Origin of the sequence: Shewanella pealeana ATCC 700345 (genome assembly GCF_000018285.1) — a bacterium.
GTDB lineage: Bacteria > Pseudomonadota > Gammaproteobacteria > Enterobacterales > Shewanellaceae > Shewanella > Shewanella pealeana.
Genome location: NC_009901.1, coordinates 1,199,060 through 1,217,868, shown reverse-complemented (window position 1 = coordinate 1,217,868; position 18,809 = coordinate 1,199,060). Strand labels below are relative to the sequence as shown.

Sequence of the window (18,809 nt, the reverse complement as noted above, 5' to 3'; positions counted from 1 at the left end):
TATGGTTCCAGAGTTTACTAAAATCTTCTCTCAAGATAGTCAGCTTTACACTGGAGCCTTAGTGTTATTGGTGTCGATATTATTGGCCCGAATAGCACCACTGCCGCGCAGCCTACAGCCACTTGAGTGGTTATCTCAACTGGCTAAAAACTTAAGTGCTAAGGCTAATCATGTTGACCGCGCGCCCTCGCAGCAGTTAATTGCAGGCACCTTAGCCATGATGCTGCTAATCATCCCCTTCTGGGCGGTGATTAGCTTCTTGGTTGAATTAGCCGAATTCCCTTGGTTCTTCGAAACCATCATCATTTATCTTTGTCTGCAAGATGATCACTTCAGGTATATCGCCAACGAAGTCTCTATTGCCATAAAGCGTGATAATAAGATCCGAGCTCGTAGCTTGTTGGCGCCTTGGTTGACCCGCAGCACGACGTCGCTTTCAAATGTTGGCCTGTGTAAGGCAACCATAGAAAGACTGTCTACCACCTCCATTTATGGCACGGTTTCAGCCATCTTGTTTTACGCTATCGGCGGCGTCCCGCTGCTCATCGTGGCAAGAATGATTAAACAACTCGAATCCTGCTGGCCAGTCTATAATCCGGAGTTTCGTGTTTTTGGCATGCCTGCCTATGCGCTAAGTACCCTATTTCACTTCCTGCCGGCAAAGCTGTGGAACCTGAGTCTCGCGATCCAAGGCGGGCCAAAAAGTCTTGCGACACTGTTTTTCCCAAAAATACACGCAACCCCACTAAACGAATATCAAACCTGTGAAGTCATCGCCTGTGCATTAAGTATCGAGCTTGGTGGGCCGGTTAAATTTAATCAGACGAGGGTCGATATGCCTAAACTCTCTTATGGTGCTCTACCCGACCAACAGTCTCTACTCAAAGCGATTAAGCTCAATTCTGTCGCCTTTAGCCTTTGGGCACTCGCTATCGTTATCTTGCCAAGTATTTGGGGTCTATTGCGGGTGTTGCAGGGCTAGCTTAGACAAAGAGCTGCGGATGTGTTGAATTTTGTTTAACAATGGCCTTTTTACGCTGCTTATTTACCCACAGGATTGTAATCATCTTGTATAAATTGTTGGCATTGGTATTATCCCTAAAACTCTTGTGTTGACTCGTTTATAGGGCTGAATCCATTGTTCGATAATATCCATGTTTCGTTAACTACGCCTGCCTTACTCTTTCCGGCGATCTCTTTGCTACTGCTGGCTTATACCAATCGTTTCTTTGCCTTAGCGGCGCTTATTCGTAACTTGAGTAATGATGGTAAGCCAATCCATAACAGCCAGTTAAAGAATCTTCGTCAAAGGATCAGCATCATTAGGCGTATGCAGGAGTCAGGTGCTTTAAGCTTCGCCTTGTGTGTATTGTGTATGATCTTTATCTACATTGGCTTTAACAAGGTGGGCGCTTTTATCTTTGGTTGCAGCCTATTCTTACTACTTTATTCACTGTTACTTTCGGTTATTGAGATCCGTATATCGGTCGATGCCCTCAATATTCATCTTGAAGAGATGGACAGATGATCGATTGGATCTATTTCTTCGACTTGTGTGGTACCGCGGTATTTGCCCTGTCAGGCGCATTAGCTGCTGGCAGGCACAAGATGGACCCTTTTGGGGTACTGGTGCTGGCTTCGGTTACCGCTATTGGCGGCGGCAGTATTCGCGACGCCCTGTTAGGCACCACGCCAGTTTTTTGGATCCAAGACCACAATTACATCACGGTAATTTTAGTCACAGTGTTTTTAACCTTTATTTTTGTTCGCAAGCCTAAACGAGTCCCACGCTATATCTTACCTGTTGCCGACGCTCTTGGTTTGGCATTATTTACTGTGATTGGCGTAGAAAAAGCACTAAATTTAGAACTCAGTGGCATGACTGCCGTAGTGATGGGGTTAATCACAGGCGTTGGTGGTGGTATTATTCGTGACTTACTCTGCCAGCAAGTCCCTATGGTACTGCGCACAGAGATCTACGCCACCGCATCAATAATGGGGGGGATATGTTACACCATTAGCCTGCATTGGGGAGCGGCCGATATGTTTGCCTTATTATTTGCAATGAGTACCGCACTCGTGATTAGATTAGCCGCTATTCGTTGGCACCTGTCGTTACCCGCTTTTGATTTAAAGACACCACAATAATGAGATTAGCTTTAATTAGTTTTTTACTTGTACTCTTCAGTTTTCCGGCGTTCGCTAATATCGGCGATATGCCTAAAGAGCAGCAGCTAGCGATTAAGTATATTCAGGCGCTAACTCATCAAGACTATTCTAGCCTGAGTGGTTTTTATAATCGTGATAGTGTGTTTAACGACAGAACCGCAGGGCGTAAATACACCGGCAGACGCCATATTCTACAGTTCTTGAAACGCGCTCATCGCGGCGTACTCGAATACGACTTTAATATCGAGCATATGTTTAACTCTGGCTCCTTGGTCGTGCTTATAGGTAACTACCGCTACAAAGGGCCCGGTGAACTCTTTGGTAAGCCTGGACGCATCATCGACATCGCTATTCCTGGCGTGACAACACTTCGCTTAGACATGACCCATGAGCGGATAAAAGAACATCAAGACCTGATGGACTACCAAACCATGTCAGATCAACTCTCCGTCCAGTAATACCAAAATAACGCAAGCTATGAGCAGCTTGCTCGTGAGGTTATTTAACCTAGGATGATGCAGTCAAAAACCTCCTAACAAAGCACTAAACTCTCGTCGAGCCATCAGAAGCTTATGCTGATGGCTATCCTACCTAGTTCACAAATTCCCCCTGTTTCAGGAAACTTTTCGCTACTTTCGTGTCAAAGTATTAAGTACCTTATCTGTCGTAGGTTGTTATGGGTTTTAATAACGCGCTTCGCTCTCTGATTATCTTTTCAACGCTCGTTTGTGGCACGGCTTTTGCCCTCGAACAACCGATCGTGGTCTCTTTTGCCGATCAACCGATTAATAAGTTTAATCAAAAACTCGAGCTAGCCCAGCAGCAAGATCGCAGTTGGAGTCAGCAGCCTGAGTCTATTTCCGCCCACTATGCGGGCAGCAGTTTTCAGCTGGCCAAAGTCAAGAAATATCAAGGCAAGGTGGTGACTTATAACGTCAGTGGCGCAAGTGAGCAGCATCCTAAAATGCTATTGATCCTTTCGATGGAAAAGCAGAAAAATCGTTGGAAGTTGGATGCGGCAAGATTAACTTGGCAATGTAAAAACGGCCTGCACTTTGGTACAGACCGTTGTTCGAATAACCACTAGCCGATTTAGGCTTAGTCGCTAGTGCTTAAGCTCACTGAGTAAAGCTCGCAGAGTTAAGCTGGGCAGTGTCAATCAGCTTAAACTAGCGTGATCTTAGCGAACTTACGCTTACCCACTTGAAATACAGCCGTAGTACCAGCAGTTAATTGTAGGCGAGTATCTTCAATCTTATCGCCATCAATCTTAGCCGCACCTTGCTTAATCATACGCATCGCATCAGATGTTGAGTTCACTAGACCCGCTTCTTTTAGCAGGTTAGCAATCGCAATGCCTTCACCAGCAGCAATCTCTAACTCTTCGATATCGCTTGGAATCGCGCCTTTTTGGAAGCGATTGATGAACTCTTGATGTGCAGCTTCAGCAGCAGCTTCGTCGTGGAAGCGTGCGATAATCTCTTTCGCTAGTGCGATTTTCACATCACGTGGGTTAGCACCCGCATCTACGTCAGCTTTAAACTGCTCAACTTCAGTCAGAGGACGGAAAGACAGTAGCTCGAAGTAACGCCACATCAAATCATCAGAGATTGACATGATCTTACCGAACATCTCACCTGCAGGCTCACTCACACCAATGTAGTTATGAGCAGACTTAGACATCTTCTTAACGCCGTCTAGGCCTTCAAGCAGTGGCATCATGATCACAGTCTGTGGCTTCTGGCCAGCAGACTTTTGCAGTTCACGACCCATTAGCAGGTTGAACTTCTGATCGGTACCACCTAGCTCAACATCGGCCTCAAGTGCAACTGAGTCGTAACCTTGTAGCAATGGATACATGAATTCATGGATCGCAATTGACTGGCCTGAACCGTAACGTTTCTTAAAGTCATCACGTTCCATCATACGAGCAACGGTTTGCTGCGAAGCAAGACGGATCATACCCGCTGCGCCAAGTGGCTCTAACCAAGTAGAGTTAAACTCGATACGGGTCTTAGCAGGATCTAAAATCTTATAAACCTGCTGCTTATAAGTTTCAGCATTGGCAAGCACTTGCTCACGAGTCAAAGGTGGACGAGTGCTGTTCTTACCACTAGGGTCACCGACCATACCCGTGAAGTCACCAATCAAGAAGATCACTTCATGGCCTAGCTCTTGGAAAGTACGCATCTTGTTCAAAATAACCGTGTGGCCAAGATGAATATCGGGTGCGGTTGGGTCAGCGCCTAGTTTAATTTTTAACGGGCGACCTTCTTTCAACTTCTCCAGTAGATCCGCTTCGAGTAAAATCTCGTCGGTGCCACGTCTTATTTCTGCTAATGCTTGCTCTAAATCAGCCATATCGGCGGTTACTCCTGGGAGCCTAATCAAAAAAATATGGGCACTCATGTTACTTGTTAGCAAGCACAAATGAAAGTGTGTACACTAAAGGGATCACTAAGAAAGGGCTAATTTGGTATCAAGGTCAATGGGAAAGGTTATAACTTTATTTAAATTACTGCCAAAATTACATCAAATGCTCTTGTGCGGGTTAGTTTTTGTCACGTTAATTATTATCTTAATACCGTCAGATGACGTGCAAGCATCCAAACAAACTCCGTCTGCCAGCGGTGAATATGACGTTAACACGCGTTATAGCGTACCGTTAGCTTTTAGAACTCCCACTGCGCCTGCTGCATCATTAAGCGAAACGGATCCTGAGCTGCGTAAACGCCCTGCACAACTTGCACCAGCATCAAGCAAAACCGCTGAACAGGCTCAACAAGAAATAAAGCCTGAGCCGACTGTTGCAGCCCAAAAACTCAACGAAAAACGTTTCCAAGTTAAAAGTGGCGACACCTTAGCGGCGCTATTTGAACGCGCCGGTCTTAGCGCGAAAGATGTTTATGATGTGACCCAGCTGCCTAAGGCGAAAAAGAATCTATTAAAAATCATGCCGGGTGATAACTTAGTTATCGCCAAGAGTGAAGATGGCAAACTGGTTCAGCTTAGATACCATCTCGATAAAATCACCACCTTAATCGTCGATAACGACTCCAGTGGTTATACAGAGCATATCGTCACTAAAAAGGTCGAGGCTCGCAGTAAGTTTGCTAGCGCCACCATAGAAAACAACTTCTGGAACGCCGGCGTCAATGCCGGGCTTACCCCAAATCAAATTATGCAGCTGGCTACCATTTTCGGCTGGGATATCGACTTTGCCTTAGATCTACGTAAAGGCGATCAATTTGCAATGATATTTGAAGAAGAGTATGCCGATGGCGAATTCTTAAAGAACGGCAACATCTTAGCCGCTGAATTTACCAATCAGGGGGACCGCTACACGGCAGTTCGCTATAAAGATGGTAACTACTATTCTGAAGAGGGCCGTAGCATGCGCAAAGCCTTCTTACGCTCTCCGGTCGACTTTAAATATGTCAGCTCAAGCTTTAACCCTCGTAGACTCCACCCTGTTACAGGTCAAGTAAGAGCCCATCGTGGGGTTGACTATGTAGCAGCCGTAGGTACCCCAATTAAAGCAGCGGGTAATGGCCGAGTCATCAAGTCGAGCTATAACCAATATAATGGTAACTATGTGTTTATTAAGCACAACGATACCTATACCACCAAGTACCTACACTTGACTAAACGCAAAGTAAAGACCGGACAATCGGTTAAACAGGGACAGATTATCGGTACCCTAGGCTCAACAGGTCGAGTAACCGGGCCACACCTACACTATGAATTCATCGTCAATGGCGTGCACCGTAATCCTCGCACTATCAAACTGCCAAAGTCTGAGCCTATTGCGAGCAAAGAAAAAGCTCAGTTTGCTAAGCTTAGTGAAACTATGATGGCTGAGCTTGAACATAACAAACAGGTGCAAATCGCAGCCCAGTAGCGCTGCAAAACCTCTGTTTTACTCGGTGCGATTTATAGACTCTTTATAGGTTTAATGCCATGAATAATAATTATTATGTAGGCTTGATGTCCGGCACTAGCATGGACGGTGTCGATGCGGTTCTAGTTAGCTTTGATGGCGATCAACCAAGCCTTATCGCCTCTCACACAGAAGAGCTTCCAAAGGCGCTACTAAGCAGCTTGCAAAAGCTTTGTCTGCCGGGAAATGATGAGATAAACCGTCTCGGTCACTTAGACCGCAGCATGGGTAAACTCTTCGCCAAAGCAGTTAACGCCCTACTGGAAACAGCCAATATCGACAAGTCTCAGGTCATCGCCATCGGCAGCCATGGTCAAACCGTACGCCATATGCCTAACCTTGAGATGGGCTTTACCCTGCAGATTGGCGATCCCAACACCATAGCCGTTGAAACGGGTATCGATGTGATTGCCGACTTTAGACGCAAAGATATCGCCCTCGGCGGCCAAGGCGCACCACTGGTTCCTGCCTTTCATCAGCATGTATTTGGCAGCCCTAATCACAAACGCATCATCCTTAATATTGGTGGTATCGCCAATGTGACCTACCTGCCAGGTAACAATGAAGATGTCACCGGCTTTGATACAGGGCCTGGAAATGGATTAAGCGATGCGTGGATCCAACATCAACTTAGCCAGCCCTATGACAAGGATGGCGCTTGGGCCAAATCGGGCACCACAGATCAGAAGATGTTGCAGCACCTGCTGTCTCATCCCTATTTTGCACTCGCCGCGCCAAAGAGCACTGGCCGAGAGCTGTTTAATCAGGCTTGGGCGGAGCAGCAGTTATCTGAATTTGGCCACTTAAGTGAAGCTGATATTCAATCGACCCTGCTTGACTTGACCTGCTACAGCATAGCCAACGATGCACTTAAGCTTTCAGAAAATGGTGAGCTGTATGTTTGTGGTGGCGGCGCCTACAACAGTGAGTTGATGCACCGATTACATAAGCTCCTGCCTAACTACAAGGTGGTGACCACCTCAGAGCTTGGCATGGATCCACAATGGGTAGAAGGAATCGCCTTTGCCTGGCTGGCAATGCGCTATCATCAAGGTCTACCAGGTAACCTACCTGCCGTGACTGGCGCCTCAAGAGAAGCCATCCTAGGCTCTTTCTACCCTGCGGATTAATCATCATTAGCCAGTAATAATCGATAGTACTGGCTAATCTTGCGACTTAATCCCAGCTTCCTCTCTAGCTATCCCTCATCCTAGTACAACAACTTATGCTGCAATCTAATCACGTCGCGTTTGTAATTTTGCGATAGCGTCATCAGTAGGCTATTACGATATTCGATATTCGATAGTACAGGCTAATCTTGTGCCCCCCCTCTGCGCCACCAAAGCTATAACCCATTTCAATACAATAGCTTATGCTGTAACCTAATCACGTCGCGTTTGTAATTTTGCGATAGCGTCATCAGTAGGCTATTACGATTTTCCACATAAGTCATGGCGCCTGAGCGAGGAATACTGCCCGATGGTAACTTTAAGATTGGGGTGATAAGCCCAGTGTTAAAACGCCAAAAGTTAATTAACTGAAAACCACTACGACTGTTTCTAAAGTAAATGCCTTTATCTGTCGCCACCCAGTTATAGCCTTCACCGAAATGGTTGCCACCGATCAGCTCGCTCACTTGACTAGGCTTGGTCAGCGACAGCATCCACAGTCCGCTTTTTCCAAGCTGAGTAAAGACTAACTTATCATCGGCGATCATCTTGCCTAGGCGCATATCGATAGGACTTATCACCTTAGGTAAACGGTTATCTAGATAAAACTCAGTGATGCCATCTTTACTGCTCGCCAACACCATCTCATCGTTCCAGCCCCAGCTCGGGCGGTTATGATCTAGATAGGGCGTAGCAAGAATACTGATATTAGAGGTCTGCATATCCAGCACATGAATTTTGTTGCCCTCATTTTTGTCATCTGGAGCCAAGAAAGCCACCTTAGTGCCATCATGAGACCAGCTAGGATAGGCCACCCTGCGCTTAAGATCGGTATGCTGTCGCCTTTGGTTACCATCGGCATCGCTCGACCAGATTTCATTAAAGCCGGTTTCATTAGAAACATAGACAATACGCTGAGTAACAGAAGAGTAATCAGGGTTTCGGTAGCTGTATTCCACCTGTAGCAGTGGAAAGGTCGCTGTGGGGATGGATTGTTCTAGCGCAAATGAGGCGACCTGATAGTCACGCATATAGTTGGAATAGACCACATCATCACTATCTGGAATAGAGCGTGGGTAACTCATGCCCTCCACGTCCAACGACTGGATCTGCTTGTCATCTATGCCCACTATGTAGCCATTTCTCACGCCGGAGTTTTCGGTGCTAAAGATCAAACGCTCACTGTCTTGATGCCAACTAAGGCCGCGAATATCCTCTAATCCAAAAGTTAAACGCTGCTCTTCTCCGGTTTCGGTATGTAGCAAAAAGATATCTTCCGAGATATTACCAAAGCGCCTAGCAACTGCGAGCCAACTTCCATCGGGACTAAAAGCCGCATCACGATCGCGGTAGCTACAATCTTCTGTGCAGGATAAACGCTTAGGTGGCTGCTCGTCTCGATTTAAAGTCAACTCATACAAGCCTGAACCAAAGCCTTCGTCGGCATCCCAAATATAAACCAAACGACTGCCATCTGGCGCGATATCAATAGCAGAGCTATAGGTGTAGCACTCTCCCAACTTAAGTGCTTCATTGCTATCTAAATTCAGTTTAGTCAGATAGCACTTATCCTCACTCCTATACTCAGAGCCGTAATACAGGGCGCTACCATCTGGACTCCATACGGCTCGGATCTCAGCTGACTTAGTCGAAGTGAGTCGCTTAGGGGTTTCGGCTGGGTTTTGCAGATCTTTAAGGTAAAGGCTAGCGTACCTATTGCTACCACGGCTGCCATAAACCAGCCAGCGGCCATCGGGTGAAATTGCGGGGTAAAGCTCTGAGCCAGCTGCCGTTGTTAAGTTCAATTTAACCGTTGGCACATACCGAATACTGTCTTGATAAAGATGGTAAGCCCAGGCTACCGCCATAAGGGTTAAACAAAGAGTCGCCGCAAGCGCCAAACGTCGATTAACCAGAGTCAGCCGGGTAATTTTAAACTGCGCCAGTTGAAACAGATCAGGCTCATCCACTAGATCCGCATCATTAAATTGGGGCTCGAGTAATAAGCGGTAACCCATCTTGCGTACTGTCTCGATAACTTGCTCGCCACCAGCGCCTTGATTGAGTTGTTTTCGTAGATGCCAGATGGCATTAGTTAGCGCTTTACTGCCCACATAGCTGTTGCCTTCCCAGATATTGTCAATTAGCTCTTCACGGGTGACAACCTTCGGATACTGCCGAGCAAGGTAGCTTAATACCTCTATAAATTTGGGCTGAATAGAGACTTTTCGAATGCTACTATCAGGGTTCGCATCATAAAAATTAAGGCTATTATCGCTAGGATTAACCTCGCACTGACCGAGCTTGAATAGCGCTTCCTTTCTTATCTCTATCATTCCAACCCCACTTTTTTCTTATCTTTTTTATCTCGACAGCGCCAACACGAATGAGACTTTACATCTATTCAACATAGATATAGTAATCTCGCCGCACACAAAAGATACACTAAACCAATGAAAATATGAACAATAGATACTAAATAGACATATAAACAACAAAGAAACGACCCGCAGCCAATTGCCGCGTCGTTACAAATTAATTACAACTAATCTCAGTTGACAACCAGCAGCATATCAATTGGAAACTCGACAGTATTCACCCCAGGAATGACTCGCCTTAATCAGATGATGTTGTGCGCAAATAGAATTAGAGGCGTTTGGGGACATTATAAAAATAAGGACTGCAATCAATGAAATCTAAGATGAAACCTAAGATGAAAATTTCAGCATTGAGCCTAGCCATAGCTATGGCAACGCTCACCCCCTCAACCTCGTTTGCAGCCGAAGCTGCTGACAAACCTGAAGCCAAAAAAGAAATGGAAAAAATGGAAGTCACAGGTTCACGTATCAAACGTGCCGACTTCGAAGGTGTTGCCCCAGTAACCGTGATCACCGCCGATGATATTGCCAATAGCGGCCTTAACTCTATTGCAGAAGTACTGCAATCCTCTGTTGCCAATACTGGTGGCTCGCTAAACGGTGAAAGCGATGGCTATACTGATAGCGCAAGCTCGGTTAACTTACGTGGTATGGGCGCAAACCGTACCTTGGTACTGATCAACAGTCGTCGCCAGGCCTCTTTCCCCAGCGCTGCAGGCGGCACCTCAAACTTTGTCGACGTCTCAGATATTCCCTCTGCGGCGGTTGAGCGTATCGAAATCCTAACCGGTGGCGCTTCGGCAATCTACGGCTCCGATGCGGTAGGTGGTGTGGTGAACATCATCTTAAAGCAGCAATACGATGGCGCTAAAGTCGCCGCTAAATATACCGAGCCAACTCAAGGTGGTGGTGAGCAGTTAGATCTATCTTACCTACAAGGTTTTAATACTGAAAAGAGCCAAACCCTGTTAATGCTCGAATATAAGAAAGTCGAATCGATTCAAACATATCAGCGTGACGACCTTTATAGCCCGGCATATTATGAAGATGAAGACGGTGATCTTCGTTGGGGTGCAGGTCCTTATGGCGACGCAGCAGCTTCAAGCTGGTCATCTCGAATTACCGATTACAGTAAAGTTTATCACGAAGATAAATACGTCAACCTCGACGAGCAGCAATGTAACGAATTATTTGGTGACAAAGGCATTTACACCCCAGTAGGCAAGTATGATTGCTACTACGACAAGTACGCCGACCGAGGCCTACAATCGGCTTATGACCGCGTTAACTTAGTGCTTAACACAAATTATGACTTAAACGATGATTGGCAAATTTACGGCATGATCAACGCTTCTTATAAAGAAGCCACTAAGTACAAAGATGAGAAAGGTTTCGGCACCAACATCTATCAAGATGAAGCGACGGGTGCACTGAGTTATGACAAATATGAGTTCGAAGATGACAACCGCTTCTACCTAGCTCGCAGAATGGAAGAGTATCCTGGACCACGTACCTATGACACGCAAAACACTAAGGCAGCGATCTCGTTTGGCGCCGACGGTACTATTGGTGAGTACGAGCTAGATCTGTCATGGTCAAGCAGCTATAACAAATACGAAAAGCAAAACCATCACATGGTGAGCGCCGATGCGCTGCTCGATATCGTCACTTTCGATCCTAATGATACAGATCCATCAAAGTGGTATCCGCATAACGAACTAACGACCGAACAAGCAAACCTACTAATTGCTGATTCAACCAAGAACTCAGATTCAAGCATGCACCAGTTCCAAGCAGTATTTACTGGCGATTTAATGGAGTTACCCGCAGGCACCGCTGGCTTTGCAACGACTGCTGAATGGGCACGTGAAAGTTATGAAGATACCCTAGATGATGTCACATCAAATGGTGGCTTAATTGGCATGGGTGGTACTGGTGGTAAAGGCGATCGTGACCGCGTCGCCGTTGCTGGTGAATTACAAATACCGCTACTTGCCGATATCACAGGGGTTAAGTCATTAGACCTTTCTGCCGCACTGCGTTACGACCAATACTTAGATGATTCCGATGTAGGCGGCGCAACCACACCACAGGTTGGCCTATCTTATCGCCCAATTAATGAAATCATGGTTCGTGCTAACTGGGGTAAAAGCTTTAGAGCGCCAGATATGCACCGTCTATATGCAGGCCGTACTATCGGCTTCGGTGGCACCGATTATCCGCACCCTACTATTCCAGATGAGATCTATGAAGATGATTATCGCTCAATTACTCAAGGTAACTTAAACCTCGAAGAGGAAAAGGGTGAATTCTGGAACGTCGGCTTTGTGGCTAACATTACTGATAATGCCGATATCACGGTTGACTGGTGGAACATTGAGCTTGAAGGTGCCGTAAAAACTATCTCTACCGATGAAATGCTAGATGATAAGTCTTATTACCAAACAGGAAACTATAACAGCTGTGAAGAAATGGACGTTGTCGGTTACCTGACTGAATTTGATGACGATGGCATCGAAAACATCGCCTGTATGCGTAAAGGCCCTATCAACAGCGCCTATGAAGCATCTGAAGGTATTGATACCAGCTTTAACTATCAATTCCCAGAAACAGCTATTGGTGAGTTCAAGTTTAAAGTCGCCGCCTCTTACTTAATTAAGAAAGAGTACCAAGAGCGTGTCGATAGCGAAATTGAAGAGCAAACTGAAACCGATTATTTCCCTAAGTGGAAAGGTAACGCAAGTCTGAGCTGGAACTATGAAGACTTCAGTGCAACCGTTTATTACTACTACACAGGTGAAGCAAAAGGTGTGGATCTGTTCGAGTACTTAGATGAGAACGGTGATGATGTCGAGTCTATGGAGACAGATACCTTAGATGCTTATCAAACAGTCAACATTACCTTGAACTACTACGCACCTTGGAAAGGTAAGTTCACTGCGGGTGTTAAAAACCTAACCGATGAGATGCCACCTTTGTACGATGTGCGTAACGACAAGCACAATGACTGGCCTTTCTATGAAGATGACAACAGTAGCTATTCAAATACTGGACGTAGTTTCTTCCTTGGTTATTCACAGAAGTTTTAAACTCGTATAAACCTCCCTTAATAACGAGTTCTCAAGCGCCCATCTGATGGGCGCTTATTTTTAAATAACCACTTCTGGATCAGGAGATAAGAATGTCTCGCAACTCGCTCTTAATGTATGCCCTGATAGCCATCTGTTACCCGCTATTTTTCAGCAATCCAGCCATGAGTAACAGCTACCAAGTCCCCAGCCAAGCACTGCAAGATGTCGTCGAACAAACAAAAAACGTAAGCACTCGCTTATCCCAAGATAAGCAGTGGTTAGCGGTATTAACCCCAAGGAAGCATCTATCAATCGACACTCTGGCACAAGATGAGCGCAAACTCGCAGGCCTTAGAGTATTGCCAGACTTGTTGATCCCGAGTCGTGTTAAGTACACCTACTTAAGCATAGTTCTCATTGATCTAACTCAGCTAAAATCAGCCGTAAAACCAGTCACCATAACGCTCCCCCGCGACATGCAAGTTGCTAATATTAGCTTCTCACCCGATAGCCAATACTTAAGTTATATCGGCCTAACAAATCATGGCGCCGATCTGTTTATTTATGACCTAGTAAAACAGCAAAGCCGCAAACTCAATACAGACCGCCTCAATGCCATATTAGGATTGAAATATATCTGGCAAAACGACAGCAAGGGAGTGTTCACTAACCTCGCTGTCGAGAGCATGTCGCAAACTCTGACTCAAACGGCAATCGCCCCTAACGTAAGTGAAACCTCAGGCCAGAAAGCGCCTCGCAGAACCTATCAAGACCTGCTCAAAAATCCACAGGATGAGCACGAGTTCTCAAGTTTAACCACCAGCCAACTCAGTTTTATCGCACTCAATGGCGATGTCACCCCAATTGGTGAGCCCGCGATTAATATTAGCTATAGCCTATCACCTAACGACAAGTACCTAGTGGTAAAACGTATCGCTGCACCTTTCTCATATATGGTGAAATATTATGACTTTACCCAATCGGTAGAGCTCTTTAGCCGCACGGGAGAAAAACTGCAAACCCTTGCTCAATTAGAGAGCAGTGAATATCGTCCGCCGGGAAGTGACTCGGTGAGAAAAGGCCCGCGCATGATCCATTGGCGTAGCGATAAACCCGATACTCTCGCCTTCGTAAAGGCTCTCGATAACGGGGATAGCCGGATTAAGATCCGCTACCGAGATCAACTGCTGCAACTCAGTGCACCTTTTACTCAAAAACCAACGCCACTAACCAAGACGCCTTGGCGCATCAACAAAGTACAATGGGGAGAGAAACAGACCGCGCTTATCACAGAGCGACAGTCCGATAAGAAGCAGATGCGGGTGAGTCTGTTAGATACCTCAGTGCAAAGTGATAAAAGCTTGTCTCTCTGGTATCAAAAGGCGATCCGCGATACTTATAACGATCCCGGTAACCTCTACCGCCAAAGCGCTAAACTAGATGGACAAAGCCTAGGTCGAGTCTACAAGCTAGATAACAACAGCCTGCTACATTACGGCCTAGGTGCATCGCCAAAGGGCTATCAGCCTTTCTTAAAGTCATCGGCACTCACCACTAGCCAAAAGAGCCACAGCATAGACAAGCCAGTAACCCTTTGGCAGTCATCTATGCAGGAGTTAGAAAGGGTCAAATATATCGTAAAGCTTGAGCCGTTGACGCTTATCATCAGCAGGCAGAGCGCTGATACGCCGTCGCATTTAGTCATGCTAGAAGTCCCGTCTGGAAACGAGCAAGTCCTGTACAAAAATCCCCATAAGCTAGAAGCTTATCAAGGCATGAGTCGGCAATTGGTTAATTACACACGCGATGACGGACTGCCATTATCGGGTGTACTTTACCTACCCGCTAATTACAGTTCCGAGGATGGACCGCTACCTGTACTCATGTGGGCCTATCCCCGCGAATACAAAAATGCCGAAGTTGCCAGTCAGGTTAACTATTCGCCTAATCAATATAATCAAATTAGCGCCAAAGGTCCGGTGGCATTTGCCGCTAAGGGGTATGCAATTTTTGACAAGGTTGCCATGCCCATTGTTGGCGAAGGTAAAGATAAACCCAACGATAGCTTCCGCCATCAGTTAGTCGCCAATGCTAACGCTGCAATCGACACCTTAGTAGAAATGGGGGTGGCCGATAGGGAACGGGTGGCGATAGGAGGCCACTCCTACGGCGCCTTTATGGTGGCAAACCTACTGGCTCATTCAGATCTTTTTGCCGCAGGTATCGCTAGAAGCGGCGCCTATAACCGCACCTTAACGCCTTTTGGCTTTCAGCATGAGAAACGTAACTTCTGGGAAGCCCCAAGCCTCTATCAGCAGATGTCGCCCTTCACCCATGCCGACAAAATTGATGAGCCTTTACTGCTTATGCATGGCGAGATGGACTCCAACTCCGGCACCTATCCAATGCAGTCAGCAAGACTATTTAAAGCGATAAGAGGGTTGGGGGGGCAAGCTCGCCTAGTCACCTTCCCCTATGAGAGCCATAGCTATAAGGCCAAAGAGTCGATTATGCACATGTTGTGGGAGCAAGAAGGCTGGCTAGATCTGTACCTAAAAAATCCAACACTCAGCAGAGGCAGCGCTCACTTTGAACCTGGCCAGCCAGACAAAACACAAGTAACATTCCATTAAGGATAACTAGAACATGACTCACTTAACCTCGATGGATCGCTTCCCTGCAATCTGCTCAAGTCTAATTATCGCAAGCCTATGCAGCACAGCCTTATGTAGCACAGTTCTGTTAAGTAAAGAGGCTGCAGCAGACACAGACGATCCCTTTGCGCCAATTATTGCCAACGAATACCTACCGAAAAATATCATCTACCTGATTGGTGACGGTATGGGGCCAGCTTATACCAGCGCCTACCGCTACTACAGCGATAACCCGCAAACTCAAAGAGTCGAGAAGACCATTTTCGACAAATTGTTAGTCGGCATGTCGAGCACCTACCCTGATGACGATACTTATGTCACCGACTCTGCGGCGGCGGCTACCGCGCTCGCGACCAGCTATAAGAGCTATAACGGCGCCATATCAGTAGACCATCACGGCGGGTCTTTCCCCACACTGCTGGAGATGGCGAAAGCGCAAGGAAAAACGACAGCGGTGGTGGTAACGTCACAGATTAACCACGCGACCCCTGCCAGCTTTTTAGCCCATAACGAAAGCCGCCGAAACTACGACCAGATTGCCGATAGCTATTTAACTAACCTTATCAACAAGCGTCCCGTTGCCGATTTGATGCTGGGCGGCGGTAGCCAATACTTCGCACGTGATGACCGAGATCTGACCTTAGAATTTCAAGAGTATGGCTACCAGTACGTCGATAGCCTAAGCGATTTAAACAGCATCGAAAAACTGCCAGCCCTAGGCCTATTCGCCCCTAAAGGCTTACCTAGCACATTGGAGAGCCAAGACCCTCTTCACCTCACCACTATGACCCGAAAAGCCTTGGCTTTATTATCAGAGCAAGACGCCCCCTTTGTGATGATGGTAGAGGCCAGTCAAATTGACTGGTGTGGACACAGCAATGATATTGTGTGCGCCATGAATGAAATGCACGACTTTGCTAATACTTTGAGCCTAGTAAAGCACTATGTCGATACCCACCCAGACACCTTACTCATTGCAACGGCTGATCACTCAACGGGTGGCTTAACCTTAGGACGAGAAGGCACTTACCAATGGCAAGGCCAGTTACTGCATCAAGTTCACTCGCTGCCGAGTTCCATCGCAAAACAAATTGTTGAGACACCAGAGGTCCTCAATGATTTACCTAGCTTCACTCACTTTATTCGCCCCCATATCAGCATAGATATTGAGCCCAAGAAGCTCGACTTCCTACGCAGCCGGCTTAATAGTCGCCTGTCTCGACACGAACCCACAAGAGAGATGGCAGACATTCTTAAGCAAGCAATTGATAGGTTCACCTATACTGGATGGACTACTGGAGGTCATGATGCTATCGATGTTCCGGTTTACGCCTATGGTAAAGGTGCAGTGTACTTTCGAGGTCATAAAGACAATACCGAAATAGCCGCCACCTTGATTCAGATGGTGCAAGACGATCGCTACAAGGTACAGTAACACTGCTCCTCATTACACTTGGTTGTAGCAACAATAAATTTCATTTTGGAACTGTTTACTTCGTAATTTAGCAAAACATAAAGTACAGTCGACAGTTACTGCCAATGGAATGATGCAAACTCAAGGAACTGTTTTATGAATATGAACCAAAAAATGACCGCCGAGTTTATCGGTACACTTTGGCTTGTCTTAGGTGGTTGTGGTAGCGCCGTCTTAGCCGCGGCTTTTCCAGAGCTTGGCATAGGCTTTCTCGGGGTGGCATTTGCGTTCGGTTTGACCGTCCTCACCATGGCATTTGCCATAGGACATATCTCCGGATGCCATTTAAACCCCGCGGTTTCAATTGGTCTATGGGCGGGCGGACGTTTTCCTGCCTCTGAATTACTGCCCTATATTATCGCTCAGGTAGCAGGCGGTATCGCTGGCGCCAGCATTTTATATCTTATCGCCTCGGGGCAAGATGGTTTTAGCCTCTCGGCAGGCTTTGCCTCAAACGGCTATGGAGAACACTCCCCCGGAAGTTATAGCTTAACGGCGGCACTGATTTGTGAAATCGTGATGACTCTGTTCTTCTTGCTTATCATTCTTGGCGCTACCGATTCACGCACTCCGAAAGGCTTTGCCCCTATCGCCATTGGTTTAGGGCTTACATTAATCCACCTAATCAGCATTCCTGTAACCAATACTTCGGTCAATCCGGCTCGCAGCACGGGGCCAGCACTGTTTGTCGGCGACTGGGCTATCTCTCAGCTTTGGCTATTTTGGCTTGCGCCAATTATTGGTGCGATTCTCGCGGGCTTGATTTATAGAGTCTTCGACACTAAAGGTGAATCGTCTATATAGATAAACAGAGCCTAAAGCGGCTCTGTTTTCTTTTTCATTGGCCTGCTAGGTGCTATTATCCGTCTAAATCGGCGCGCTTTCCTTGTTTCAAGGCTCGCCTCATTTAATATTAAGAGATGTAAACCATGAGCAACAAAAGCAAAAGCCTTAAGCAACTTACTGAAATGACCCCAGAAGCTCGCTACGACTACCTTGTAGAACAAGTGAAAGAGCACCAAACACTTTGGTCATTACAAGATTTAGATGGTTGTGTAATGCTAACAACTGAAGAGGAAGATTGCATTCCTATGTGGCCAACTGAAGAAGCAGCTGCGTCTTGGGCTGTTGATGATTGGGCTGATTGCCAAACTTTATCTATTCCTGTTGATGAATGGCTAGAGCGTTGGGTGCCTGGTATGCAAGATGACGACTTATTTGTTGCTGTTTTCCCTGTGCAAGAAGATCTAGGAGTGGTTATTCCTCCTTATGAGCTTGAAGAGCGCCTAGCTCCTAAAAAGCGTCACTAATTGCTTAGATGATTTACCATGGTAAGCCTCACGGCTTACCATGTTCTAGCTTTTATCTGCTAACTTAAATAATAATGAGAACGTAAAAGTGGATAGCAAAGAACCGACAACTCAATCAGATCCGGCCGCTAGTGCACAATCTTCTAATAGCAGCAGCGAGGTGACGACTAATCTTAATCTCGACGCACAATCAACACCGAATAGTTCATCAGCTCCAGCAGACAAAGTCCCCATGCCCAAGCGCCTTATCGCCCTGCTTATCTTTTTAGTGGTGATCTCTATCAGTGGCTTAATGGCTAAGCAAGGGGTGCTATTTTGTATTCTGACGCTATTTATGGTGCTTGCCATCATAGGTAAACAAAAAGCTGGCCTCATAATGCTGAGGGTTTATACGGGCTTACAATTAGTTGTTGTCAGCATTTTGCCGCTAGCTCTTTACGATCCAGACAATATGGTCGCTTCGGGGCCTTCGAGTTTTGCTATCGGTAGCTTTAAGACGCAGCTTCCTGATTGGCTAGTATTTGCTATGCTGATTTTATTGGCGATGGTACAGATTTGGATCGCCTTTAACCGCAAGGTGGGTCAGTACTTTAATCGCGAGTTCAACCTCAACATCATGCGTTAAACTCTTATCTTGAATGAAC

15 protein-coding genes are annotated in these 18,809 nt (G+C 46.4%); 13 read left to right on the top strand and 2 right to left on the bottom strand.

Annotated features, from left to right (window positions below; genetic code table 11):
• The first annotated feature begins 1 nt into the window (after nucleotide 1).
• The 5 genes from SPEA_RS05225 to SPEA_RS05205 all read left to right on the top strand — a co-directional run bounded on the left by SPEA_RS05225 (nucleotide 2) and on the right by SPEA_RS05205 (nucleotide 3,256).
• Entirely contained in the window at nucleotides 2–982 is a 981-nt protein-coding gene (locus SPEA_RS05225) for a cobalamin biosynthesis protein CobD/CbiB (RefSeq protein ID WP_012154260.1), read from the top strand.
• Between the two features lie 168 nt (nucleotides 983–1,150).
• Nucleotides 1,151–1,528, top strand: a complete 378-nt coding sequence (locus SPEA_RS05220) for a DUF2721 domain-containing protein (RefSeq protein ID WP_041411299.1) — start codon at nucleotides 1,151–1,153, stop codon at nucleotides 1,526–1,528.
• Nucleotides 1,525–2,148 carry a trimeric intracellular cation channel family protein gene (locus SPEA_RS05215; RefSeq protein WP_012154258.1) on the top strand — a complete coding sequence of 208 codons (624 nt, stop codon included), beginning with the start codon at nucleotides 1,525–1,527 and terminating at the stop codon, nucleotides 2,146–2,148. The genes SPEA_RS05220 and SPEA_RS05215 overlap by 4 nt, the downstream gene beginning before the upstream one ends.
• Complete coding sequence (locus SPEA_RS05210; protein ID WP_012154257.1) at nucleotides 2,148–2,627, top strand: nuclear transport factor 2 family protein; 480 nt, start codon at nucleotides 2,148–2,150, stop codon at nucleotides 2,625–2,627. Before SPEA_RS05215 ends, SPEA_RS05210 begins: the two co-directional genes overlap by 1 nt.
• 218 nt (nucleotides 2,628–2,845) lie before the next feature.
• Nucleotides 2,846–3,256 (top strand): hypothetical protein, encoded by a 411-nt coding sequence (locus SPEA_RS05205; RefSeq protein WP_012154256.1) that lies wholly within the window; start codon nucleotides 2,846–2,848, stop codon nucleotides 3,254–3,256.
• Nucleotides 3,257–3,333: 77 nt separating this feature from the next.
• Here the strand turns inward: SPEA_RS05205 and tyrS are convergent, their stop codons facing one another.
• A complete protein-coding gene (gene tyrS, locus SPEA_RS05200) occupies nucleotides 3,334–4,530 on the bottom strand; it encodes a tyrosine--tRNA ligase (protein ID WP_012154255.1) in 1,197 nt (398 codons plus the stop codon).
• Between the two features lie 127 nt (nucleotides 4,531–4,657).
• Here tyrS and SPEA_RS05195 point away from each other — a divergent pair, with 127 nt between their 5' ends.
• Together SPEA_RS05195 and SPEA_RS05190 are read left to right on the top strand one after the other, a co-directional pair.
• Nucleotides 4,658–6,070 (top strand): peptidoglycan DD-metalloendopeptidase family protein, encoded by a 1,413-nt coding sequence (locus tag SPEA_RS05195; RefSeq protein ID WP_012154254.1) that lies wholly within the window; start codon nucleotides 4,658–4,660, stop codon nucleotides 6,068–6,070.
• Nucleotides 6,071–6,129: 59 nt separating this feature from the next.
• Complete coding sequence (locus tag SPEA_RS05190) at nucleotides 6,130–7,239, top strand: anhydro-N-acetylmuramic acid kinase (protein ID WP_012154253.1); 1,110 nt, start codon at nucleotides 6,130–6,132, stop codon at nucleotides 7,237–7,239.
• A 227-nt stretch (nucleotides 7,240–7,466) separates the two neighbouring features.
• Here SPEA_RS05190 and SPEA_RS05185 read toward each other — a convergent pair whose 3' ends face one another.
• A complete protein-coding gene (locus SPEA_RS05185) occupies nucleotides 7,467–9,614 on the bottom strand; it encodes a winged helix-turn-helix domain-containing protein (protein WP_012154252.1) in 2,148 nt (715 codons plus the stop codon).
• Between the two features lie 353 nt (nucleotides 9,615–9,967).
• Here SPEA_RS05185 and SPEA_RS05180 point away from each other — a divergent pair, with 353 nt between their 5' ends.
• The 6 genes from SPEA_RS05180 to SPEA_RS05155 all read left to right on the top strand — a co-directional run bounded on the left by SPEA_RS05180 (nucleotide 9,968) and on the right by SPEA_RS05155 (nucleotide 18,790).
• On the top strand, nucleotides 9,968–12,745 hold the full coding sequence (locus tag SPEA_RS05180) for a TonB-dependent receptor domain-containing protein (protein ID WP_012154251.1): 2,778 nt from the start codon (nucleotides 9,968–9,970) through the stop codon (nucleotides 12,743–12,745).
• Between the two features lie 92 nt (nucleotides 12,746–12,837).
• Complete coding sequence (locus SPEA_RS05175; RefSeq protein WP_012154250.1) at nucleotides 12,838–15,360, top strand: alpha/beta hydrolase family protein; 2,523 nt, start codon at nucleotides 12,838–12,840, stop codon at nucleotides 15,358–15,360.
• Nucleotides 15,361–15,373: 13 nt separating this feature from the next.
• On the top strand, nucleotides 15,374–16,816 hold the full coding sequence (locus tag SPEA_RS05170; protein ID WP_012154249.1) for an alkaline phosphatase: 1,443 nt from the start codon (nucleotides 15,374–15,376) through the stop codon (nucleotides 16,814–16,816).
• A gap of 135 nt (nucleotides 16,817–16,951) precedes the next feature.
• The gene (gene aqpZ, locus SPEA_RS05165; protein WP_012154248.1) at nucleotides 16,952–17,659 is read left to right on the top strand and encodes an aquaporin Z; all 708 of its coding nucleotides are present in this window, start codon (nucleotides 16,952–16,954) and stop codon (nucleotides 17,657–17,659) included.
• Between the two features lie 125 nt (nucleotides 17,660–17,784).
• Nucleotides 17,785–18,165, top strand: a complete 381-nt coding sequence (locus SPEA_RS05160; protein ID WP_012154247.1) for a DUF2750 domain-containing protein — start codon at nucleotides 17,785–17,787, stop codon at nucleotides 18,163–18,165.
• 88 nt (nucleotides 18,166–18,253) lie between these two features.
• Complete coding sequence (locus SPEA_RS05155) at nucleotides 18,254–18,790, top strand: hypothetical protein (RefSeq protein WP_223296570.1); 537 nt, start codon at nucleotides 18,254–18,256, stop codon at nucleotides 18,788–18,790.
• The last annotated feature ends 19 nt before the right edge of the window (nucleotides 18,791–18,809 follow it).